This is a genomic window from uncultured Victivallis sp., from assembly GCF_944391105.1.
In the GTDB taxonomy this organism is placed as follows: domain Bacteria; phylum Verrucomicrobiota; class Lentisphaeria; order Victivallales; family Victivallaceae; genus Victivallis.
On record NZ_CALXSK010000006.1, the window covers coordinates 14,549 to 37,881 of the forward strand.

Annotated in this window: 20 protein-coding genes and 3 tRNA genes; all 23 read left to right on the forward strand. The window is 57.7% G+C overall.

Annotated features, from left to right (window positions below):
- The first annotated feature begins 60 nt into the window (after positions 1-60).
- The 23 genes from purM to rplJ all read left to right on the forward strand — a co-directional run bounded on the left by purM (position 61) and on the right by rplJ (position 23,320).
- Positions 61-1,104 (forward strand): phosphoribosylformylglycinamidine cyclo-ligase, encoded by a 1,044-nt coding sequence (gene purM, locus Q0K10_RS03405; RefSeq protein ID WP_294503182.1) that lies wholly within the window; start codon positions 61-63, stop codon positions 1,102-1,104.
- Between the two features lie 94 nt (positions 1,105-1,198).
- Positions 1,199-3,133 carry an AI-2E family transporter gene (locus Q0K10_RS03410; RefSeq protein ID WP_294503185.1) on the forward strand — a complete coding sequence of 645 codons (1,935 nt, stop codon included), beginning with the start codon at positions 1,199-1,201 and terminating at the stop codon, positions 3,131-3,133.
- A complete protein-coding gene (locus Q0K10_RS03415) occupies positions 3,130-5,046 on the forward strand; it encodes a hypothetical protein (RefSeq protein WP_294503187.1) in 1,917 nt (638 codons plus the stop codon). Before Q0K10_RS03410 ends, Q0K10_RS03415 begins: the two co-directional genes overlap by 4 nt.
- Entirely contained in the window at positions 5,024-6,034 is a 1,011-nt protein-coding gene (locus Q0K10_RS03420) for a DUF4105 domain-containing protein (protein WP_294503190.1), read from the forward strand. The genes Q0K10_RS03415 and Q0K10_RS03420 overlap by 23 nt, the downstream gene beginning before the upstream one ends.
- A 234-nt stretch (positions 6,035-6,268) precedes the next feature.
- On the forward strand, positions 6,269-6,856 hold the full coding sequence (locus Q0K10_RS03430) for a type II secretion system protein (protein ID WP_366942948.1): 588 nt from the start codon (positions 6,269-6,271) through the stop codon (positions 6,854-6,856).
- 100 nt (positions 6,857-6,956) lie between these two features.
- Positions 6,957-8,753 (forward strand): O-antigen ligase family protein, encoded by a 1,797-nt coding sequence (locus Q0K10_RS03435; protein ID WP_294503192.1) that lies wholly within the window; start codon positions 6,957-6,959, stop codon positions 8,751-8,753.
- Positions 8,750-10,651, forward strand: a complete 1,902-nt coding sequence (locus Q0K10_RS03440; RefSeq protein ID WP_294503194.1) for a hypothetical protein — start codon at positions 8,750-8,752, stop codon at positions 10,649-10,651. The genes Q0K10_RS03435 and Q0K10_RS03440 overlap by 4 nt, the downstream gene beginning before the upstream one ends.
- A gap of 48 nt (positions 10,652-10,699) precedes the next feature.
- The gene (gene proB / locus Q0K10_RS03445; RefSeq protein ID WP_294503196.1) at positions 10,700-11,830 is read left to right on the forward strand and encodes a glutamate 5-kinase; all 1,131 of its coding nucleotides are present in this window, start codon (positions 10,700-10,702) and stop codon (positions 11,828-11,830) included.
- Positions 11,827-13,167, forward strand: coding sequence for a tRNA (N6-isopentenyl adenosine(37)-C2)-methylthiotransferase MiaB (gene miaB / locus Q0K10_RS03450; RefSeq protein ID WP_294503198.1), 1,341 nt, complete (start codon positions 11,827-11,829; stop codon positions 13,165-13,167). The genes proB and miaB overlap by 4 nt, the downstream gene beginning before the upstream one ends.
- A gap of 26 nt (positions 13,168-13,193) precedes the next feature.
- The gene (locus tag Q0K10_RS03455; protein ID WP_294503201.1) at positions 13,194-14,309 is read left to right on the forward strand and encodes a hypothetical protein; all 1,116 of its coding nucleotides are present in this window, start codon (positions 13,194-13,196) and stop codon (positions 14,307-14,309) included.
- A 91-nt stretch (positions 14,310-14,400) separates the two neighbouring features.
- A complete protein-coding gene (ftsA, locus tag Q0K10_RS03460; protein ID WP_294503203.1) occupies positions 14,401-15,678 on the forward strand; it encodes a cell division protein FtsA in 1,278 nt (425 codons plus the stop codon).
- Positions 15,679-15,681: 3 nt separating this feature from the next.
- Entirely contained in the window at positions 15,682-16,884 is a 1,203-nt protein-coding gene (locus Q0K10_RS03465) for a hypothetical protein (RefSeq protein ID WP_294503205.1), read from the forward strand.
- Entirely contained in the window at positions 16,884-18,653 is a 1,770-nt protein-coding gene (locus tag Q0K10_RS03470) for a hypothetical protein (protein ID WP_294503207.1), read from the forward strand. Before Q0K10_RS03465 ends, Q0K10_RS03470 begins: the two co-directional genes overlap by 1 nt.
- 197 nt (positions 18,654-18,850) lie before the next feature.
- A tRNA-Leu gene (locus Q0K10_RS03475) sits at positions 18,851-18,935 on the forward strand.
- A gap of 107 nt (positions 18,936-19,042) precedes the next feature.
- A tRNA-Thr gene (locus Q0K10_RS03480) sits at positions 19,043-19,118 on the forward strand.
- 55 nt (positions 19,119-19,173) lie between these two features.
- Positions 19,174-20,370 carry an elongation factor Tu gene (tuf, locus tag Q0K10_RS03485; protein ID WP_294503209.1) on the forward strand — a complete coding sequence of 399 codons (1,197 nt, stop codon included), beginning with the start codon at positions 19,174-19,176 and terminating at the stop codon, positions 20,368-20,370.
- An 81-nt stretch (positions 20,371-20,451) separates the two neighbouring features.
- A complete protein-coding gene (rpmG, locus tag Q0K10_RS03490) occupies positions 20,452-20,601 on the forward strand; it encodes a 50S ribosomal protein L33 (protein ID WP_294477024.1) in 150 nt (49 codons plus the stop codon).
- Between the two features lie 21 nt (positions 20,602-20,622).
- Positions 20,623-20,699: transfer RNA gene (locus Q0K10_RS03495), tRNA-Trp, on the forward strand.
- Between the two features lie 38 nt (positions 20,700-20,737).
- Positions 20,738-20,980 (forward strand): preprotein translocase subunit SecE, encoded by a 243-nt coding sequence (gene secE, locus Q0K10_RS03500; RefSeq protein WP_294503212.1) that lies wholly within the window; start codon positions 20,738-20,740, stop codon positions 20,978-20,980.
- Between the two features lie 12 nt (positions 20,981-20,992).
- Positions 20,993-21,577 carry a transcription termination/antitermination protein NusG gene (gene nusG, locus Q0K10_RS03505; protein WP_294503215.1) on the forward strand — a complete coding sequence of 195 codons (585 nt, stop codon included), beginning with the start codon at positions 20,993-20,995 and terminating at the stop codon, positions 21,575-21,577.
- Positions 21,578-21,673: 96 nt separating this feature from the next.
- Entirely contained in the window at positions 21,674-22,102 is a 429-nt protein-coding gene (gene rplK, locus Q0K10_RS03510; RefSeq protein WP_294477019.1) for a 50S ribosomal protein L11, read from the forward strand.
- Positions 22,095-22,802, forward strand: a complete 708-nt coding sequence (rplA, locus tag Q0K10_RS03515) for a 50S ribosomal protein L1 (protein ID WP_294503218.1) — start codon at positions 22,095-22,097, stop codon at positions 22,800-22,802. The genes rplK and rplA overlap by 8 nt, the downstream gene beginning before the upstream one ends.
- A complete protein-coding gene (gene rplJ / locus Q0K10_RS03520; RefSeq protein ID WP_294503220.1) occupies positions 22,799-23,320 on the forward strand; it encodes a 50S ribosomal protein L10 in 522 nt (173 codons plus the stop codon). Before rplA ends, rplJ begins: the two co-directional genes overlap by 4 nt.
- Positions 23,321-23,333 lie beyond the last annotated feature (13 nt).

Here is a 23,333-nt window from a genome sequence, read left to right on the forward strand (position 1 = left end):
CGTGAATATGTCCCCGGGTTCCGGGCTTGATTTCATTTCATATTTGAAGGATTTGCGTGTATGAGCGAAAAGGTGAAGAGCGATTTGTACAAGGCGGCCGGCGTGGACATCGATCTGGCGACGACGCTGCTGGATCAGGTGAAAAAGAAGTTTGCCGAGACGCGGCGTCCCGAAATGCTCGCTCCGGTGGGTGGATTCGGCGGGCTGTTTCAGCTCGATCTTGCCAGATACCGGGAGCCGGTTCTGGTCGCGAGCATCGACGGCGTCGGCACGAAGCTGATGATCGCGATGATGATGGAGAAGTACGACACGGTCGGGCACGACATCGTGAATCACTGCATCAATGATATTTCCGTGCAGGGTGCGGAGCCGTTGTATTTTCTCGATTACATCGGAATCGGCAAACTGCGCAGTCCGCTCTACGAGCATGTTTTAACCGGGATTGCCGATGCCTGCAAAGCGGCGAACTGCGCGATTCTCGGCGGCGAAACCGCGGAGATGCCCGGCATGTACGGCAACGATTTCGACCTTGTCGGCGTGATTACCGGAGTGGTCGAGAAGTCGAAAATGATTACCGGCGAAAAGATCCGTCCGGGGCACGTGGCGATCGGGTTCGGATCAAACGGTCTGCACACCAACGGGTTCAGTCTTGCCCGCAATATTTTCTTCTCTCAGTGCGGTTACACGGTCAAGACCTATCTGGAGGAGCTCGGCGAGACGGTCGGCGAAGCGCTGCTCAAGCCGCACATCTGCTACTATCCGGCGATCCGGGCCGCGCAGGATGCGGATCTGCCGCTGCACGGAATCGCCCACATCACGGGAGGCGGACTTTACGACAACGTGCCGCGCATTCTGCCGGAAGATGTTTCGGTTGTGTTCCACACGGACGTGCTGCCGATTCCGCCGGTATTCAAGGTTCTGGTGGAGAAGGGACACGTCGATCCGGTCGAAGCGTACCGGGTGTTCAATATGGGCATCGGCATGGTCTGGTTCGTCCCGGAAAAGGCGGTCGATCAGGCGCTTGAAATTGCCCGGGGGAAAGGTTTCACCGTCGGTGTGGTCGGCGAGGTCGTTCCCGGTCATCGCGATGTGCGGGTTCACTGATTGAGTCCGGCGCCGCCTGGAAGCGGAGAGCGGTGCCGGGTCTATTTCGGACAGGGGCGGCTGATTGCCGCATGCAACCGGCAGGAGAGGCGCAATGGTCGATTTTTCCAGAATTTCCGGAACGGTCAGAATTCGGGGGCGGGTGGAGCGGTCGCTTCGCCGGACGTTTGCCCGGGCCGTCGCCCTTTTCGGCGGGGACGGCGAAGAGCGGATGGATGAGGAGGAACGGATTCGCCGAAAGGCGTTCCTTTCGCTTGTCCGGACGGTCATGGAGAGCCGGGGAGCCATGGGCGAGGAGGAGATCGATTCGTTTCGCCGGTTGCTTTCGGAAGATCTCTCGTCGTTCGAGATTGAGCGGATGATTTCCGGGCTTCGGCACGCGTCGACGATCACCGCGGAGGAGGCCGCCCCGCTTTTTGCCGATCAGAGTGCGGAGGAGCGGGAGCATCTGCTTCGTTTGCTGCTGATTCTTGCCGCGAGCAACGACTGTCTGGAGGAGAGTGCGGAGCTGATTGATGATCTGGCGAAGCGGTTCGGCTTTTCCAAATCGGTGATCGACCGGATTCGCGAGGAAGTTGTGGATGCGCAGCGTCGCCGGATGCGCATTCTGCGTTCGGGCGCCGGCGTGTTGGTTGCGCTGATTGTCATTGCGGTGTTTATTCTGACTGCGACGCTGCTTCGTTCCGTGATTTTCGGATTGATCGCGGCTTACGTGATGCTGCCGCTGGAGAAATATTTCGAGCGGCGTCTGCGCCGGAAAAAGGGTCTGGGTTATCTGTTTTTCCGGGTGGTCGATTTTCTGATCGCGCCGCTGCGCAATCTTGCCGCGAAGATTCAGCGCCGGAGCGAGCCGCTTGACGATGCGGAACTTCAGAAGCGTGCCGGGAGAAAAATCATCACGCAGGCCGTGACGCAGACGTGCGGCGTCATGTTGATCGTTGTGATTCTGCTGGTGAGTGGAATCTCCATGCTGACGAACCACTATTTCCAGAATCTGAAGGGATGGACCCGGACGCAGATGGAGGTCGCCACATCGCTTCCGCGGGAGCCGGTTCCGGGTTCTCCGGCGGGGGGGGCGTCGATCGGAGAAGCGCCCGACGGGACGGAGCCGCTTCCTGACGAAAACGGAATCTGGGCGAACGGCGTGGGGAAGCTGATTGAGCAGGTGGAGATTTATCTGGAACGACTGCGGGAGCGGTTTCAGAGTCTGCCGCTGGTGAAATGGGGGCTCGACCAGGTCAGCAGAGTGCTGCATGATGAAACGGCGCGGCGCGAGCTTGTCGGGTATCTGCTGCAGCGGACCGGAGGGTTGTTCTCGTTCACTGCGAGTTTGATCGGCACGATCGGAGTGGTGATTACCGATCTTCTTCTGGCGGTTTTCTTCTTCCTGCTGTTCCTGATGAAACTTGCGGAGTTCTGCGGTCCGGGGGATGATCCGAATCGGAAGCGGCAGAGTGAATACCTTGTGCGGACCGTGTTCAACGGCAACTGGTTGCCGGGGGCGAGCACCGAGACTGTTTCCGAGGCGCAGCGGATCATCGGAGAGGTCATCAACAAGCTGCGGATCTGGGTTCGCGGCTATCTGACGCTGATGATTGTGGATGCGACGGTGTACACGACGGTGTTTTTCTTTCTGGGGGTTCCGTATTTTGCGTTGCTTGGTCCGCTGGCCGGTTGCGGGATTCTGCTGCCGTACATAGGGCCGATTCTGTCGGCGATGGTGACGATTCTGGTGACGCTGGCGGTCGGCGGATCATCGGTGAGCGGGTTGCAGCTCGCGGGAATCATCGTGACCTATCTGATCTACAACGGGGTGATCGAACAGTTCATTCTTTATCCTGCCGTGATTGGGGAATCTCTGGGGTTGACGACGCTCGAGACGATCATCGTGGTGCTGCTCGGTGCGATTTTCGCGGGGATTCCGGGGATGATCCTGGCTTTGCCGGCGGCCTCGATCATCAAATATCTGGTTCCGCAGATCTACCATACGTGGGGAGCTGGCCTGCCGCAGAAGGGGGCGGGGGAATGAATTGGAAAAAATGGCTGCCTGGGCTTTCCTCCGCGCTGGGGCTTCTGCTGATATCCGGCTGTTCCAGTGAGATTTCCGTGGTAAGGGTCGGCGTTGACGGACGGCTCGGCTACGGGGAATCGATCACGTCTGCGGGAATTTCCCAGGAGACGAACAATCTTCTCGGCAATTTTCTTCTGGAGGAGGCGTTTGAGGAACGCCCTGGGGAGCTTGTCACGGAGTTGGAGAGACTCTTCCGGGCGGAGCCCCGGCCGGCTTATCTGGCTGCGCTGGCGGATTGTTCGCTGAATATCGGATTGCGTTACCGGAAGGATCCGGATACGGCGATCCGCTATCATCTTTCGGCTGCGCTGTACAGTTACGGATATCTGGCAGCGCTCGACCGGCCGGATTTGAAACCGTATAACGCCGAACGGCTGCAGATGATGCGGATCTACAATCTGGCGACGACGGAGCTTTTTGACTATCTGCATCGTCGGGGATTGCATCTGAAGTCCTCCTTTTCGCTGAGTGCCGCCGGGGGACAGAGGGTGAACTTCCTGGCTCCGCAGTTTGAGTTGCCGCTTGCGCCGGAGGAGTTTGAGGATTATTTGCTCTGTGCGGATTATCGAACGAAAAACCTCACTCACATCAGCCGCAGTTTCGGCGTGGGAGCGCCGTTGATCTGCGAGTTGACGGAACATGCGGTCAAGGGAGGTGGCGAGACACGTTTTGCCGAACAGCAGACTCTGCCGGCGACGTTGCTGATCCGGTTTGACATGCCGGAGCGCGGGGAGCTGACGGCGCAGCTGCTCTATCTGGATTCGCGGAATTGCGAGACTGTGCGGCTCGGCAAATACAATCTTCCGGTTGAGCAGGACTTTTCCACGCCGCTGGCTTATATGGTGAGGAATCCGTTGCCGTTCGATTATCTGACCTACATGCTCCGGCCGGAGGCGACGCGGCAGATGCAGGGACTTTACATGTTCGAGCCTTTCCGCGAGGATCGGATTCCGGTGATCCTGGTGCACGGGCTGATGTCCAATATCCGCACCTGGATGCAGCTGATCAACACGTTGCAGAGCGATCCCGTGCTGCGGAAACACTATCAGTTCTGGGGGTTCACCTATTCCAGCGGGAATCCGGTGCTGCTTTCGGCGAAGATGCTGCGGGACGATTTGCTGCTGGAGGAGGAACGGTTGCAGGAATCCGGGTGTTCGACCGAGATGTTTTCTCGGATGGTGATCGTCGGTCACTCGATGGGGGGGCTGGTCGCCAAGACTCTGGCGATGAATTCTGGTGACCGCCTGCTGGAATCAGTCCTCGGTGCGGATTATCAGGAAAAACTGGAGAATCTGGAGCCGGATCAGCGGCTCTTTGTGCAGGACATGATGAATTTCGAGGCGTTGCCGTTTGCGAAGCGGCTTGTCTTTTTTGCGGTTCCGCATCATGGTTCGGAGATGGCGCAGAGCTGGATTGCGCACTTCGGGTCGTCTCTGATCCGGCTGCCGGTTTCGCTCGTCATGCGGGGGGAGGGAATCATCAAGGCATTGATGGATCAGGGCGTGTTCATGCCGAATGATACGAAATTCGCAACCGGAATCGACAATCTCGATCCTGACAACCGGATGCTGAATCTGCTTCGTGAGCTGCCGTTTGCGCCTGGTGTCGTCTATCATTCGGTGATCGGCAACCGGGAAGAGGACGGGGTGCCCGGGGGCAGCGACGGCGTGGTGCCGTATCTGTCGAGCCACCTGGACGGCGCCGCGAGCGAACTGGTGGTGAAATCGGACCACAGTGTGCAGGTCAATCCATTGGCGATTCAGGAGCTGCGGCGGATTTTGATCGAACATCTCAGGCAGTATCCTGAACTGAAAGTGGAACTTCCGAAGTTCCCGGACCGGGTGGGCAATGAAGATCAGATTCCGCATTAACCGGGCATCGCTGCTGCGTTTCTGTCTTCTGGGGCTGATTTTCGCCGGTGTTTTTCTGGTCGGCGTCTGGAGCGCGGGAGCCGTTTTTTACGCGTTCGGCTGGTCTCCGGTCGGGGCGGTGGTCTATTCCGGGGTGTTGCTGGGTTGCTGGCTGGTCGGGTTTCAGCGTCGAAAACTGCTGTTGATTCCTGCATCGATGGAGTTCGTTGTAATTGTGGCTTTTGCTGCGATGACGCCGGAAAGGGTGTTCGCGGAAACGGTGTGGCAGGCTCCGTGGGGGCGGGTCCCTTCTGTGGAGGTTGATGCGAACCGGATTACGGTACGGAATGTGCGGGATTTCCGTTACCGGAGTGTGGACGATTACGAGATTCGTTACATCGATTTTGCGTTCGATCCTTCGACGGTTCGGACCGTTGATGTTGCGGTTTCGCACTGGGACGGTATGCAGGCGATTGCCCATACGATGTTCTCGTTTGGATTTGAGGACGGCCGCTATCTGGCGGTTTCGATGGAGACGCGGCTGCCGGTCGGTGTGGAACAGGGATTTCTTCCTGGTTTCTATCGCCAGTATGAACTGTTGATGGTGCTGGCCACGGAGGAGGATTTGTTCCGGCTGCGGACCAATTTCCGCAAGGAGGAGCTCTATCTTTATCGAACCAACGCGACGCCGGAACAGGCGCGGGCTTTGCTGGATTCCATCATGCGGCGCGCGGACACTCTGTCGAAGCAGCCGGAATTCTACAACAGCATCGCCCGCAACTGCACGACGAGTCTGGCTCCGCTTCTGCGGGTGATCGACCCTACCTTCGAGGGTGACCTCCGGCTGCTTTTGAATGGTTATTCCGACGAACTGCTGTTTGAACTCGGGTACTTGAAGTGCCGGGAAGGGGAGAGTTTTCCGGATTTGAAAAGGAGGCGGTTGGCCAATCGTTATGTGTCCCAGCCGTCGGATCTGCCCTACTCCCGATTGATCCGAACCGATCTGTGACATGACGGGTAAACTGTTTTACCTGGTGGATCGGAGCGGAAAAAAAACGTTTTTTTTCAAAAAAAATGAGATTTTTGGAAAAAAATCGAAAAAAATCGAAAAAAAAAAGAAAAAACTCTTGCATATTTGAAGATTCTTTGCTAAAATATAGGTAACGAGCACGGGTTCGTCTTTTTAAGTATTGGCATTATAAAGACGGAACCGGGATCTGAAATAATCAATAGGGAGATAAAAATGAAGAAAAGTCGTGGGTTTACCCTCATCGAGCTCCTCGTCGTGATCGCGATTATCGCGATTCTGGCGGGAATGTTGCTGCCGGCCCTGAACCAGGCGCGTGAACGTGCCCGTCGTATTTCCTGCGTCAGCAATCTGCGGCAGATCGGTCAGTCGCTTGCTCAGTACGCGATCGATTTTGAAAGCCGTCTGCCTCCGGGCGAATACAACGAGGGGCTGGAAGTTCTGCGTTCGTCCGGCGTTCTGACCGACTATGCGGTTTACCTCTGCCCGTCCACGACCTCTTCCGCTCAGACCGGAAGTGCCGCGCTGACCACCACCAACTGCGACTATGCGTACTGCCCGAGCATGATGATGGGCGACTCGACCAAGTTCGGTCGTTCCGATTCCGGCGTCGCGGCTGACATGGCTGACGGCAACAAGAGCACCTCTGCCCGTAACGGTGGTGCTCCGAACCACACCGACTACGGCAACATCCTGTTCCTCGGCGGCAACGTCAATGGATTCAGCACCAGCCGTTGGTACAGCAAGGCGAATCGTGGTTATACGCCGACGATCGCGCCGAACACCGATATCGATCCGAAATAGTCGATATTGCGGTTGATTCAGCAATGAAAAGGGAGGCAGCGATGCCTCCCTTTTTTCTATCTGCAATTGATTGACTTCGCAAACAGACCATGAATTGAGTATGAAACGCTTGTTTTTCCCGGCCGCAGCAATCCTGATTTTTGCTCTTTTGCTTGTTTTTCCGTTGGCTTTCGGGAAAATCCTGCTTGGGCGCGTACCGCTGTTCGGAGATGTTCCCGGGGTGGATTTTTCGGTTCTGGCTCTGCTTGCCGCCGGTGTTGTGGCTGCCGCACTTCCCGAACTGGCTGCGCTGTTGAAACGGGAGCGAGTGATTCGATTCTTTGCCGTCGGGAGCGGGTTGGGTGGTGCGGTGGTTCTTCTTCAGCAGTTCATATTTGGGGTGAATCTCGCTGCTCTGCTGTCCGGATTTGCCTGTTTTCTGGTTCCACTTGCCGGTTTGCTGCTCGTTCGCGAATTGCGCCGGCTGCTTCCGTTTTTTCTGATGACTTTGTTCGTGGTCAGTGCGGCAATCACATTTCGGGAGACGATTACGGAAAAATTTGCTGTCGGGTTGGCGGGGAACTGGAACTGGAATTGGACGTTGCTGACGGTTTCCGCTCCCGCTTTTGCATTTTTTCTACGGAATCGGCGTCTTCGGCTTCCGATCGGGGGAGGGCTCGCAGGATTGGTTGCGTTTGGTCAATTCCTTTTCTGCGGCGCATATGCTTCGCGCGGGACGTTGATTGCGAGTCTGGCTGCGGGAGGCTGGCTGATTCTTGCCGGTTTTCTGCATCGGCGTCCCGGCATCCGCAAACATTTCGTCGTGTCGATGGCGGTGATCGTGTTGGTGGCCGGGAGCGTGGTTTATTGCGGAATCCGGTCCGGCTTTTTTGCGGAACGGCTGCCGGAAGAAAACCGTCTGATGCTCTGGCAGGGGAGTCTAGCGCTCGGCGAGGAGCATTGGCTCTTCGGGGTTGGACAGGACCGTTTTGAGGGAGAGGTTGCTCCGTTTCTTCCCGAGAGTTATTTTGATTTCGATTTCGCATCCGACCGCCACCCGCATCCCCACAACGAACTGCTGTTCTACTGGTGCGGATTTGGTGTGGCCGGGATCCTGTGGTGGTTGCTGGTGTTGTGCGTCGGCGTGCGTGGTGCGATTCTTCAACGTCATGGAGACGAACGAACACTGCTTGTCCTCTGGGGATGGTGGGTTTTGTTTTTCCATGGTGAAATCGATGTATTGTTGCAGACCCCATTGGCGGGAGGACTCTTTCTGATTTTGACCGGGATGTTGGCGGGGACGGATGTCGCCCGGATCGGAAAACGGGCGGTGGCGCGGTGGCAGATCTCGGTTGTGTGCGGTTTTGCGTTGCTGGCGGTCGCGGCGTTCTGTCTGAATGTTTGCGGGGGATGGTATTGCCGGAGCGGGAAACTTGCGCTGCTGTCCGGAGAGCCGGAACCCGCTCGACGGGAACTCCGGCGCAGTATTGCAGTATGTCCGACGGCCGAGAATTTGTATACGCTTGCGAATGTGGAGTTATTTGACTTTCGGAATCCGGCCGCAGCGGAAGAGATGCTTCGACGGATCGGGGATGAATTGCGCCTCGCCTCCTACTCCCACAGTGCGGGGCGAATGGCGCGCGCTCTGGCAGCCGGGGGAAAACCGGAAGAAGCATTGCCGTTTTTCGCGGCGGAGCAGAAAAATTTCCCTCGCAGTGCGGTGAATCTGATTCTCTGGCAGACCGTGGTGCGTCAACTGGGCAGAACGGCGGAGGCCGATGAAATGTTTGGAGCCTGGCAGGAATTGCTGCGGCATAAGGGGATCACGCCTCAGGAATTTCCTTATCTGATGCGGAATCAGCAGCTGGACGACAGCCCGCTTGAGTTGCGTCTGTTCTTGAACAAGGTGCGGAAATGAACACACTGCAGGAGTTGATGATGTCGATGCAGGGAAGCTGGTATGAGCCGCTTTCCGCGTTTTTGATCTTGTTGCTCGCCGGCTGCGGCATTGGATTTCTGCTCGTCAGGCGATTCGGGGCGGAGCTTGAGCGGAGGGGAAGCGGCTTTCTCGCGCTCATTCTGGGGCTGGATCTGCTTGCGATTCTTTTCCGGCTGGGGGACTGGGCCGTGATCCGGCTCTCGCCCGCTTGGCTCTGGGGCGTTGCCGCCTGTCCGGCCGCGGTTGGTGTCTGGTTTCTGGCGCGGCAGGCGCGGAATTTCCGTCGGATTGACTGGATCCTCTGGGGATGTGTTCTGCTGCTTGCCGGAATCACCGCGGCACCGGCTTTTGTCCCGCCGTACTCGTGGGATGAGCAGTCCTACCAGGTGGCGCTGATGTACCGTTATCTTGCGCAGGGATCAACTGCCGTGCTTCCGGACAATCCCTACTCCGCGCTTTCGTCTATGCCCCATTTTCTGATGCTCTGGGGGGTGAAACTCGGTGGATTGAATTTCCCGCGATTGCTGATCCTCGGGTGCTATCTCATTGCGATTCCCTGGATTTATCTGCTTCTGGAGCGGTTCGGACGGAAGACGGCATTGGTCTTGACGGCGGCGTTTCTGCTCTCTCCGCTGACTGGCGGAATGTGGCGCGAAGTATATCTTGAGCCGTTTATTCTGCTGAATCTTCTGGCAGGAGCGGAAGCGATCCGGCAATTCCGGACCCGGATGACGCCGCTGGCGTTGCTGACCGGTTTCGCAGCGGGGATGGCTGTTGCCGTCAAGATCACCGGGGCATCGGCTTCGCTGGTGCTGGCCTGTCTTTTCTTCTGTGTGTCGGCGTTCGACCGGCTGCCGCGCCGTCGGTTCGGAGTCGCCTTCGGATGGTTCGTTCTGGGCGCTGCGGCTGCTTCTGTTCCGTTTTATCTGCGGCCGTTGCTGGCGACGGGAAATCCGTTCTATCCATTCGGGTCGGCGCTTCTGGATCCGGCTTTTCCGGCGGCGGCGGTGGAGGTTTACCACTCGCTGCTCGGGACCAGCCGGTTCGGTCTGAGCGGCATCGAGGCGTTTTTCTCCTCCTGGATCATTGTCGCCTACCGGATGGAGATTTACGACGGCTATGTCCTCGGCTGGCAGTTCCCGCTGATGATTGCAATCGGCGCAGGTGGATGGTATTGGACTGTTGTGCGAAGGAGGCGGAGGGCTGCTCTGCCGTTCCTGTGGGTTGCCGCTGGAGGTTTTCTCTGTTATTTGTACTGGTGTCTGAGTTCGCAGCAGACGCGTTTTCTGCTGCCGGTCGGATTCCTTGTGCTTTTCTGGTGCGGGTCGGGATTGAGACTTCTGCCGGTTCGGGTGCGGAACTGGCTGCTCGGTGCGCTTGCCGCGGCGACGCTGGTTTCGTTTCAACCGGATGTCTGGAAAAATTTCTACTATGCGTGGCGTTCTCTTGAGGTCGGCAGAAAGGCGCCCGTCGACTTTGTCCGGTTCGGTTCGCGGGAGCGGGAGTACATGAACATGCTTTCGTTCCTTGCGGATACCCTGCCTGAGGATGCGAGGGTCATGCTGCTTTTCGATCGGCGCGGGCTTTACGTGCCCCGGGATTATGTGCTTGGTACGCCGTTCTTTCAGGAAGCGTATTTCACGCCGGTCCCGGAAAATCCCGGGGAAGTTTCGGCAACGCTCACCCGGGGGGGGATCAGTCACATTGTCATTCTGACCGGCGGCGAATCCCGGCGGAATCCGGATCCGGTTCCCGATTTTGACGAGCAGAACGAACAGTTGACACTGCTGCTCCACGAACTTTTGAAGAAGGGTGAACTGGAAAACATTCCGGTTCCCGGCAGCGGGCGGTACCTGCTGTTGAAAGTCGTGCGTTGAAGGTGTATATTAACAGGGTTTTATCAACGATTTCATTCTGGGACGATCATGGACGAGAATAATCTTGCGATACGGCGCGAATTGATGAAGAGCGCCCGTCAGGTGGTGGTCAAGGCCGGGACCCGGCTTCTGACCAGTCAGGAGGCGATTTCCGAACTCGTGTCCGGCATCGATCTGCTGCGGCGGGACGGTCGCCGGGTTCTGCTGGTGACTTCCGGTGCGGTCGGCATGGGGATGAGGGCGCTGAATCTGACGAAGCGTCCGAAGGAGCTTGCGCAGGTGCAGGCGCTTGCCGCGATCGGCCAGAGCCGGTTGATGGCGATCTACGAGGAGGAGTGCCGGAAACGCGGTTTCGGCACTGCCCAGTTGTTGCTGACCGCCTCCGATCTGCGGAACCGCGAACGCTATTTGAACGTGATGAACTGCATCGGAGCGTTGTGGGACGCGGGGGTTCTGCCGGTGGTGAATGAGAACGATTCGGTTTCGGTGAGCGAGCTGAAGTTCGGTGACAACGACACGCTTGCGGGAATGCTCGCTTCGCTGACCGATTCCCGGCTGACGGTGATCCTCACAACCGAGCAGGGGTTGCGCAAACGCAATGAGGATGGCACTCTCGGGGAGCGGATCTCCGTGGTGAAGGAGGTTTCCGAATCGGTTCGAGCCATGGCCGGAGGGACCGACAACTCCGAGTTTTCCATCGGCGGAATGAGCTCGAAAATCCATGCGGCCGAACTCGTTACCGCGTCCGGAGAATATCTCTGGATCGCAGACGGACGCGAGAAGGGGGCGCTCGGGCGGATTCTGGCGGGGGAGGATATCGGGACGGTTTTTCTGCCGCGGGCCCGCCGGATTCCGGGACGCAAGCGCTGGATCAGCTTTTTCAGCCGGGTTTCGGGTTCGCTTCTGGTGGATGCGGGGGCGGCCCGGGCGGTTCGCGAGCAGGGGCGCAGTCTGCTGCCGTCCGGTGTGAAATTTGTCTCGGGCGAGTTCAAGCGCGGAGACACGGTTGAAATCGCCGGACCCGACGGCGTGCCGTTTGCGCGTGGTCTTGTGAATTTCGATGCGGCCGACTGTCTGCGGATTTGCGGGCAGAGTTCCGTGCGCGTCCACTCGATTCTCGGACCGAATGTTGACGAGGAACTCATTCATCGCGATAACCTTACGTTGAATTTGCCATGAAGATCCATATCAAGACCTACGGTTGCCAGATGAACGAGCGCGACTCCGAAGCGCTGGCCGGAATGTTGATCGAAGCCGGTCATACGATGGTCGATGTCGAGGAGGAAGCCGACGTCCTGTTGTTCAATACCTGCAGTGTTCGCGAGCAGGCGGAACGCAAGGCGAAGGGCAAGATCGGCTATATGAAAAAACTCAAGGCGAAGAATCCCGATCTCGTTATCGGAGCGCTCGGCTGCATGGCGCAACGTCTTGGAAATGAATTGCTGAACGAGCTTCCGCATCTTGATTTCGTGCTTGGTACCGGGCAACTGCACACGCTTGTGCCGCTGATCGAATCGATTCGGGAGGAGCGCCGCCAGGTCGCCTCGATTGCGGAGTCGGCCGATGTTCTGACCGGAATGGGGAACCATTACCGGCCGTCGGGCGATCCGTCCGGCTTCAAGGCGCAGATTGCGATCACCCGGGGCTGCAACCGTTTCTGCAGTTACTGCATCGTGCCCTATGTGCGTGGCCGGGAGATCAGCCGTGAGCAGGCGGATGTGGTCGCCGAGGCGCGCATGCTGGTCGAGGACGGGGCGAAGGAGATCATGCTGCTCGGTCAGAATGTCGCGGCTTACGGTTGGGGGGGGAACATCAATCCACCGCCGGCGGGCGTTTCCCCTTTCGCGGAACTGCTTGAAGAGCTCGACCGGATTCCGGAGTTGCTGCGCATCCGGTTCACCTCGCCGTATCCTACCTATTTCAATGACCGGCTGATCGGGGCGATCGCGTCGAGCCGGACGGTTTGCCGCAACATCCATCTGCCGCTGCAATCGGGTTCGGACCGGATTTTGAAGGCGATGAACCGGCAGTATACGGCAGATGGCTACCGGCAGGTGGTTCACGCGATTCGGCAGGCGATTCCGGATGTGACGTTTTCGACTGATGTGATCGTCGGGTTTCCCGGCGAGACAGAGGATGATTTCAGGATGACACGTGATTTGATGAATGAGGTTGGATATGATAACAGCTTCATTTTCAAGTATTCGCCCCGTCCTGGCGCGAAATCCGCCGAGATCGCCGACTCCGTCCCGCAGGAGGTGAAGGAGGAGCGCAATGCGGTTCTGCTGGAAGACCTGAAAAAGCGGGTTGCCGCTTCGTTGCGCACGCAGGTCGGGAGTGTGCAGGAGGTGCTCGTGGAAGGGACGAGCCCGCGCAATCCGGAGCGCTGGAGCGGTCGAACCGGAACGAACCGGGTGATTCATTTTCTGCCGGATTCCGGCATCCGGGCCGGAACATTGCGCCGGGTGCGGATCACGCGCGCGGGGAGCGTTTCGCTTTTCGGGGAACTGCTCTGATTTCGTCTGGGTCGCGGAGGAGCATCTTGAGAGAGCGGGAATACGGTAAGTATTTGCAGAAGTGCAATTTGCTCCCTGTTGAGCCTGCACCGGTTCCATCGGGTGTACGGTGTGTCGCGGTGATTCCCGCCTGTGACGAACTTGAGACGATCGGGCGGACGCTGGAGTCGCTCAGGGTTCCGGACGATTGCGCCGTGCTGGTGGTGGTGAATCATCCTGCTGAAGCGGCTCCCCGCGTGAAAGAGGCGTCCGCCGGGCTGGTGTGTCAGCTGCGCCGCGGCGCGTTGGTCTGCCGGAATCTGCACTGGATTTATGCCCCTGATCTTCATGGCGGGGTCGGCGAAGCACGAAAACTCGGTATGGATGCGGCAGTCGCTTCGCAGAAGGCGGAACTGCTTGAGCATTTGATTCTTGCCTCACTGGATGCGGATACGGTCGTCGAGGCCGATTACTTTCCTGCGATTTTGAATGCATTCGGACATGAGCCACGGCCGGAGGCACTGTCGATCCCGTTCCGGCACCTGCCGGGGGAGACTCCTGACGAGGAGCGTGCGATCCGGCAGTATGAGGGGTATCTGGAACGCTATGTTGCGAAATTGCGCGAAGCGGGTTCTCCCTATGCGTTTCAGACGGTCGGCTCGGCTTTTGCTGTTCGTTTCGACGCCTACATCCGGGCGGGGGGGATGCGAATCCGCAAGGGAGGCGAGGATTTCTATTTTCTGCAGGCGGTGGCGAAGAACGGTGTGGTTGCTGTCGGCGACAAAGTTCTTGTGCACCCGTCGGCGCGGCCGTCGGCGCGGGTTCCGTTCGGCACCGGCCCGGCGGTGAGAAAACTGATGGCCGGAGAGAAACTTTCCGAAATCTCCGACGAGGCGTTTGGCGCGCTTGGACAACTGCTGTCTCTGGCGCAGGACCCGGAGCTGTTGAATGATACGGAACTGTTTCTGGCGCAGATGGATTCATGCTGTTCCGATTTTCTGCGTTCCGAAGGATTTTCCGATGTGTGGCCGAAGGTTCTCGCAAATACGCCGAAGCGAACCGACGCCCGGATTGCGGCCTTTCACCGCTGGTTCGATGGATTGCGGACATTGCGTTGTCTGCACACATTTGACCGCAAAGCCGCTTCCGGATCGGAGAATTGATCGGGAAAATCACGGGAGGGACTGGACATTTCCGGGATTCTCCTGTATATTCCAGAAAATGAGTCTGTCGCATTAATTCAACGGGGGGATCATGTTTCATACCAGGAATATCGTGACCGCGATCGAAATCGGCACGTCGAAAATGAATGTGCTGGTCGGCGAGGCGGGGACGGATGGTCGCGTGAGCGTGATCGGCCGCGGATCCGCCCCTTCCGCCGGATCGGTCGTCAAGGGTGAAATCGAGGACATGGAGCTTGCTTTCGAGCAGCTTGGCGCGGCGATCGCAGATGCGGAAAGTTCCTCGGAGGGGATGTTGAACAGCACGAGGATCGTGGTTGTGGCCGTGACCGGATGCCGCATAGAAGCGTTTCAGGGAATCGGTTCCGTCGTGGTGAAAAACGAAGAACACAAGGTCACGAGCAAGGAGCGTCTTGAGGCGCACGAAAATGCGCGGGTGCTGCAGCTTGCGACCGGGCGCGAGATCATCAACAGCTCCGAGTCGTACTTCACCATCGATGAGCGGCGGATCCGGAATCCGTTGAATCACACCGCGAGCAAACTTGATGCCTATGTGCATGTTGTACATGCCGATGCGGCCCGTCTGGAGAATTTCCGATCGATCGTGCGCGATTCCGGATTTGAAGAGGCCACGATCGAAGTTGCGTTTTCTCCGCTGGCCGATGACTTCGGCATTCTTTCCGAAGAGGAGCGCGAACACGGGGTGCTGCTGGTGGATTTCGGCGCCGGAACGACGGAGTTCGTCGTGGAATACAACTCCGGTGTCCAGGCTTCCGGCGTGCTTCAGGTGGGGTTCGATCACGTCTGCAACGATTTGTCGCTGGGGCTGGATCTTCACATCGACGTCTGTCGCAAGATGATCGAGGACAAGTCGTTGCAGAAGGCGATGCGCGAGCGCCGTGAATACATGGAGTTCCCGAGTTCAACCGGTCGTGTCCGCCGGATTCCGCTCTCTTCCTTCGAGGCGATTGTCGATGCCCGCATCCGTGAGACGTTTGAGATCATCCGCGCCATGGCTTCGGCGCAGGGGGCGCCTGCCGTTCTGGATGCGGGAGGAGTTCTGACAGGAGGAGGTGCGTTGTTCGAGCGAACTGCTCCACTGTTCGGTGAGGTGTTCGACATGTCCTGCCGGATCGGGCAGCCGTTCGAGGCGGGAGGTGCTCTGACGGGGCTTGACACTCCCCGTTGCAGCACGATCTGGGGAGCATTGAAGATTGCCGGATATTATAACGAGTTGAACGGCGGTCAGAGTGCTCGCGGCATGGTCGGGAGTCTGATCGACGCGGTTGATGGAGTTTTGAACCGGACGCGTCTCGGGTGGCTGAATTTCCGGGATGCGTGGAAGGGGTGACCGATGATGGACGAGAGGAAGATCACCGTTCTGGGAATCGGCGGAAGCGGGTGCCGGATCGTCGGAATTCTGAAGAATAATCCGCTCGCGTCACCGCTCCACCTGGTGGCGATTGACAGCGATGCAGCGGGGCTTGAATCCTCGGGGCTCGATGAGAATTTCCGGCTGCTGGCCGGAGAGCGCTGGCGGAACGGGCGTGGCTGCGGCGGCAGCGTCATCGACGGGCAGCGGGTGGTTGCACACGAACGCAGCCGCATTGAAAAGTTGCTTGACGGGGCTTCGTTTCTGCTCGTGGTCGGCGGTCTCGGACGGGGAACCGCCTCCGGTGGCATGTCGGTTGTGCTTTCCGTGGCACGGAAGCTGGAGATTCCGACGCTGTTTGTCGTGACGCTGCCGTTTACACTTGAGGGGCACAGTCGCCGCAAGATTGCCGAAGATACGGTGAAAAATGAGCTGCTTGGGCTCGCGGATGCTGTGATTTGTCTTCCGAATGATCTGTTGTTTTCGGTTCTTGAGCCGACTACGCCGTTGTCGAATGCGTTCAAGCTGGCGGATCAGGAGCTGTCCCGCACGGTGCTGGCGTTGACGATGGTGCTGCTGCATGGGAACCTGCTCGCCGCTGATTTCGGGAGTTTCATCACGCTTTTGAAGAAGAAGAAAAGTTTCTGCAGCATCGGCGTCGGAGTCGCCTCGGATGAGATGGAGCCTGAGAAACGCGGCGAGGCCGCCATGGAGCGGTTGCTGCAATCTCCTTTGCTCGGAGGGGCGGACAAGCTCGGGGATGCGGATGCGGTGATCTTCACTCTGCTCGGCGGGCCGGAGTTGTCGCTCGGGGAGAGCCGGCATATTTTGGAACTCGCTGCGCGCCAGGTGAAACCGGATACGCAACTGATTGTAGGTGCAGCCACTGGCGAGGAGTGGGCGAATCAGATTCAGCTCTCGGCCGTCACGGTCAAATTCGATGCCGAGAGTGAAGCCGCAGAGCTTTTACGCAGCAGTTCCGCGCCGCATCCGCGTCGAACCCGTGCCGGTTTTGCCGGGGCGCATGGCGTGGACGGAGATCAGCTGACGTTGCCGTTGGAACCGGTTTCCAAGGGCATCATGGAACGTGGTCCGCAGGTGAAGTGGGGGAATGAGGAGCTTGATGTGCCGACTTTCAAGCGGCGCAACATCACGGTGGACAACGGCAAAACGGGAGTGGAGTAATGGAGGAGCTTAAGGCTGTGCTGGCCCGGGCCAATCTGGGGCAGGTCGCTTTGTTGACGATTCCCTGGACTTTGCTTCAAGTCGGTGGATTCTGGGCGCTTGCCGATGCACGGGCCGGGATTGCCGGAGTGATCGGGATCGGCATTGCCGCCGTTGCCTCGTTTCTGATTCTCGCTTTTGTTTATCACCGAAACCAAATCAAACTTGCGAATCTCATTCTGCTTCGGAGCGGCGGAATCGAGTCTGAGTTTTATGGCTTCTTTTCTCTGTTCCGGTTCTGGAGCGCCCGGCTGGAATTGGTTCGCAGTCGGATTCCCGGGTATGTCAACGCGTTGAGAGTGAACTATATCGCTTTGCCGCTGGCTTTTCTCGCCGCGATACTGGAGTTCTGGGGCGGCGCGTTGTTTCTGACGCTGGTCTGGTGTGTTACCGGGATTCTGGTCCGTTCAGCCGTCGTTCGCGCGGTGACGGGGGAGAGTACAGCTGTATCCGGCAGGGTCAGGTGGGGGATCGTTCTGCTGTTTGTCGTCTCCGCAGTCGGCTGGGCTTATGTCCGGTACGAGGCGGCTTCTGCGGAAGAGATTTACCGGGAAAAGGTTGCGCAGCTTCAGAAAGAGTCCTTTTTATTGACCGGGGCGGAGTTGGCCGCGCATTATGAGCTGAAGGGGGAGAATGGTGCGGATGCCGTGAGGGCGTTGACGCATTTCCCGGAAATCCCGGATTCTCTGAGGCGCCTGGCTGCGCCGGTGTGGGTGACGGACGTTTCGCCCGATGCCTATGGCGAGCTTGAAAAATTCGTGTTTGAAAACCGTGCGTTTCTGGATCAGCTTGCGAAGATCGCCCGGAATCGGTCCGCCCGTCTCGGTTTTGAGTTTGAGAAGGGGATCGATGGAAGGGGAGGGGAGGAGTTGTCGGCACGTTACCGGATGCTGGAAGAGATGGAACGGCTCGGTTTCTATTCTTACGCGGCGGTCGGCAACAGCCGGAGAGTGGAGGAAAGCTGGAATGTACTGGGGGCTCTCCGCCGTCAGTTGAGCGGAGAGCCGCTGCTGGCGGGAAGTGCCGTCGTCATGGAGATGGAATCCAGGCGTCTCGACGCGCTTGAGCGGTTGCTGAATGAATTCGGAATCCATTCGAAGAAAGAGGCGGATTTTTTTGCCGGCGATCTTGCCGTATCGGAGAAGGAACTTGCGGAGAATCTCCGGTTTGCCTTGAAAGGGGAAGTTGCACTGCATCGGATTTCGGGACAGAACCCGTTCCCAGGGTGGAAATTGCAAGGGCGCGGCAGCCGTTCTCTTGCCCGGGTTTTTCCCGCGCTCGACTGGATTCGGAGCGGCAGCAGTGCGGTTTATCTGGAGGGGATGAGCCGATTCGAATCCGCGGTAGGAGAGCCGGAGAAGTATGCCGGGATCCGGTCGAGCCTCGCCGGTCTGCCGGTCGGACTGACTCCCGGCGTCTCTGCACTGCATGCCGCGGATGCGGTTGTCGCGCGTTATCGGGGATTGGTTCGGAGGATGCGTGCGGGAGGCGTCGCTCTCTGGCTGGATCGTTATCGTCAGGCGCACGGAGCATTCCCTGATACGCTGGCCGAGCTGAAGAAGGAGTTTCCTGATGCCGTCTGCACGGATCCTCTGTCGGGTGAAACGCTGAAATACGAAAAAAAGAAGTTTTCCGTCGAAGCAACGGAGCCTGCTTCGGGGGTGACGCGGCAGCGTTGGACGGATGGTGCCGTGATCGGAGGAGACGCGGGTTTCCGGATCATTCGGTGAAGCAATTGCGCCGGAAAAGGGGGATGACGGGTGTTGATCGGCCTTGTTTTGAGGGGGAAATCGGTGGTATGATGAGAGAAAGACGGTTTTTTTTGAAAAAAAGCTGTTTTTTGATTTGCAAATGAAATCAAATGGAATATATTAGGAAATGTGATTCGCGGAATCGGAACGGTTGAAGCGGTCACGACAACAGACGTGCTCGGGTGGCGGAATTGGCAGACGCGTATGGTTGAGGTCCATATGGAGCAATCCTTGGGGGTTCAAGTCCCCCCTCGAGTACCATTTTTTAGCAGAATAGGAACGATTCCGGATGCGGGAATATGAGCCGGCGTGTGGAAAGACATGCCGGTCTCTTTGTCGGAAGCGGTCGGTTTTTATAGTAGGGTTATGCCCACATAGCTCAGTCGGTAGAGCACATCCTTGGTAAGGATGAGGTCAGCGGTTCAAGTCCGCTTGTGGGCTCCATATTTCGAATAGAAAATTTCAGGCGAAAAAACTCTAAACCTTTCAGGAGGGAAAAATGGCTAAGGAAAAATTCGAAAGAACCAAGCCTCACGTCAACATCGGTACCATCGGTCACGTCGACCATGGCAAGACGACTCTGACTGCTGCGATCACCATGGTGCTGAACAAGAAGTTCGGCGGTGAAGTCCGCAAGTACGACGAGATTGACAATGCTCCGGAAGAGAAGGAGCGCGGAATCACGATCAACACGGCGCACGTCGAGTATCAGACCGCGAACCGTCACTATGCGCACGTCGACTGCCCGGGACACGCTGACTATGTGAAGAACATGATTACCGGTGCGGCTCAGATGGACGGTGCGATTCTTGTGATCGCGGCGACCGACGGCCCGATGGCGCAGACCCGCGAGCACGTGCTTCTCGCCCGTCAGGTGGGCGTTCCGGCGATCGTGGTGTTCCTGAACAAGGTTGACCAGCTGGACGATCCCGAGCTTCTTGAGCTCGTCGAAATGGAGATCCGCGAGCTGCTTTCGAGCTATGACTTCCCGGGCGATGAGACCCCGATTATCCGTGGTTCCGCGCTGAAGGCTGTCGAGGCCGAAGGCGACCTGGACAATCCGGCCAGCCAGTGCATTCTTGAGCTCATGGATGCAGTTGACAGCTTCATCCCCGAGCCGAAGCGTGATATCGATCAGCCGTTCCTGATGCCGATCGAGGACGTGTTCTCGATTGAAGGCCGTGGTACCGTGGTTACCGGCCGTGTCGAGCGCGGAATCATCAAGCTCAATGACGAAGTTGAGATCATCGGTCTGAAGCCGACGGTGAAGACGACCGTTACCGGCATCGAAATGTTCCGGAAACTTCTCGACCAGGGCCAGGCCGGCGACAACATCGGCTGCCTGCTCCGCGGCACGAAGAAGGAGGATGTCGAGCGCGGTCAGGTTCTGGCCAAGCCGGGCAGCGTGACCCCGCACACGAAGTTCAAGGGCGAGATCTACGTTCTGTCGAAAGAGGAAGGTGGCCGTCACACGCCGTTCTTCAACAACTATCGTCCGCAGTTCTACTTCCGTACGACCGACGTGACCGGTACGATCACCCTGAAGGAAGGCACCGAGATGGTTATGCCGGGTGACAATACCACGATCACGGTTGAGCTGATCGCTCCGATTGCGATGGAAAAAGGTCTGCGTTTCGCGATCCGTGAAGGCGGCCGCACGGTTGCCTCCGGCCGGGTTACCGAGATCATCGAGTAATAATTCGGCCCCGTAGAAATCCCCCGGGCCGTCGGTTATGCGGCGGCTCGGGAGTTTCGTGTAACACTAGGGTAAGAAATTATGCGTGAACTGGTTATATTGGAATGCACAGAGTGCAAGCGGCGTAATTACACGACGATGAAAGAGAAGCGTAATACGCCTGAGCGCCTGGAAAAGAAGAAGTACTGTAAATTTGAGCGCAAGCACACGGTCCACAAAGAGACCCGCTGAAGCGAAGCAACGTATACAGTCAGGAGAGTAGCTCAGTTGGCTAGAGCGGCGGTCTCCAAAACCGCAGGTCGTGAGTTCGAGCCTCACCTCTCCTGCCATTTTTTGTGAAACAGTTGAGAACCAGGTAGGAAATCAGATGGACAACGGAAAGAAGCGCGTCGGTGCAGTCGCCGGTTATGATTTGGTTACAGGGAAGATACGGCGCTTTATCTCTGAGACGGTTGCTGAGCTGCGCCGTTGTACCTGGCCGAACCGTCAGCAGCTTTTTGAGTCGACTGTTCTGGTTGTGATCTGTATCGCGATTCTGGCGTGTTTCGTCGCCGGGGTAGATTGGGTAGCGGCCTGGGTGATCCGCCTGATTACGGTCGGCAAGTATTAAAGAGAGAGTAAGATGAACGATTCAGTCAACACCGAGCGTGACAATCGTGGACAGTGGTTTGTGATTCACACGCTTTCCGGTCACGAGAACAAGGTTCGCGACACGATCTTGCGTCAGCTTCAGAACGGCGATCAGGTTCCGGTCTATGAAGCGTTCATACCGACGGAAAAAGTGACGGAGGTTCGTCAGGGAACCAAGCGGACGACGACGCGGAAACTTTTTCCCGGATACATCTGGGTTCGGATGGATCTCTACGATGATCTCGGGATGATCGATGAACGGGCCTGGTATTTTGTGCGCAGCGTGCAGGGTGTGCTGGGCTTTCTCGGCGGTACGAACAAGCCGACGCCGCTTTCGGATGCCGAGGTTGAGGATCTTCTCCGTCCCGTGCAGGCCGGGGAAACGGCTGCTGCGCGTCCGAAGGTTGAGTTTGAAATCGGTGAAACCGTGCGCATCAAAGATGGTGCGTTTGAGAATTTCGAGGGTTCGATTCAGGAGATCGACAATGAGCGTGGCAAGCTGAAGCTGATGGTGTCGATATTCGGTCGTTCCACTCCGGTAGAGTTGGAGTTCTGGCAGGTCGAGCGCACCGTTTGACGGTGACTCGAGCTTTTGTAACATGTCGTTAGATTCACTGGTGGCGGGATACCTGCCGGTCCGGACCACCTTTGAATCGGAAAAAGGAAATTAATCATGGCAAAGAAGGTTACAGGTCTGATCCGGTTGCAGATTCCTGCCGGCGCTGCTACGCCTGCGCCGCCGATCGGTCCCGCCCTCGGGCAGGCCGGCTGCAACATCATGGACTTCTGTAAGCAGTTCAATGCCGCCACTCAGTCACAGAGCGGGATGGTTATTCCTGTCGTGATCACGGTCTATCAGGACCGGTCGTTCACGTTCATCTGCAAGTCGCCCCCGGCTGCTGTTCTCGTGAAGAAGGCGGCGGGAGTGGCTTCCGCGGCGAAGAAGCCGGGCTACGAGAAGGCCGGCAAGATTACCCGTGCGCAGATCCGTGAAATCGTTCAGATCAAGAAGGCTGACATCAACGCCCGCAGCGAGGAAGCGGCAATGCGCATCATCGAAGGAACCGCGCGCAGCATGGGAATTGAGGTGGTCGATGCGTAGAAGTAAGCTTTACAGGAAACAGATTGAGATCGAGGGATATGATCCGCAGCAGCGTTACGGCGTGGCGGAGGCGATCGCTCTTCTCAAGAAATTTCCGGGTGTGAAATTTGATCAGACTGCCGAAGTTGCGTTCAAGCTCGGCGTGGATCCCCGGAAATCCGACCAGACGGTTCGTGGTGCGGTTGCGCTTCCGGCCGGTACCGGTAAGAGCATTCGCGTTGCGGTTGTCGCAGACGGCGCTGCCGCTGCCGAGGCCAGAGAGGCCGGTGCGGATTGCGTTGGATTCGAAGATGTGGTTGAGAAGATCAAAGGCGGCTGGCAGGAGTTTGATATCCTGATTGTTACGCCGGATGCGATGCGTCTTGTGCGTCCTCTGGGTCGTCAGCTTGGGCCGCGCGGACTTATGCCGAACCCGAAGACCGGTACGGTTACCGATCAGATCGGCAACGCAGTTCGCGAGGCCAAGGCCGGTCGTGCGGAATTCCGTGCGGATCGCGGTGCTTGCGTTCATGTTCCGTTCGGCAAGCTCTCCTTTGACGATGCGGCGCTCAAGAGCAACTTCGACGTGATTGTCGATGCGATTCAGAAGGCGAAGCCGCAGACTGCGAAAGGAGCTTACATCCTCTCCTGCACGATCACCGCGACGATGACGCCGGGGATCAAGATCAATCCGAAAGAGTTGGCGAGAGGTAAGGAATGAGAAGCGAAAAGCAGTTTCTGGTCAAAGAGATCAGTGAAAAGATCGGTTCTTCCGATTATGTCTACTTCGTCTCGTTCTCCGGCCTCAAGGTCAAGGAGCTGGAGGATCTGCGCAAGCAGCTGGCGAATGCCAATGCTTCCTGTCACGTGTTGAAGAACACGCTGATTAAGAAGGCTTGCGAACTTTTGAACATCAGCGGCGCGGATGCCGTCGACTTCACTCTCGGGACCGCGATGGTGTTCGGCCGGGGAGATTGCAGCGCGGTTGCAAAACTGTTGCTCGATTTCGGCAAAAAGAATGACAAACTTGCCGCCAAGGGCGGTTACATGGAGGGAGAAATTCTCACTCCCGCCCAGGTTGGAAGTCTTGCCGAGCTGCCCTCGAAGCCTGTGCTTCAGGCGATGCTGCTCGGTGTGCTGCAGGCTCCGTCGCGGAACCTCGTCAGCGTTCTCAATGCCAAGGCTGCGAGCATCCTGAATGTGCTCAACGCTTATAAAGAAAAAGTTGAAAATCAGTAAGCCAACGAAAAAT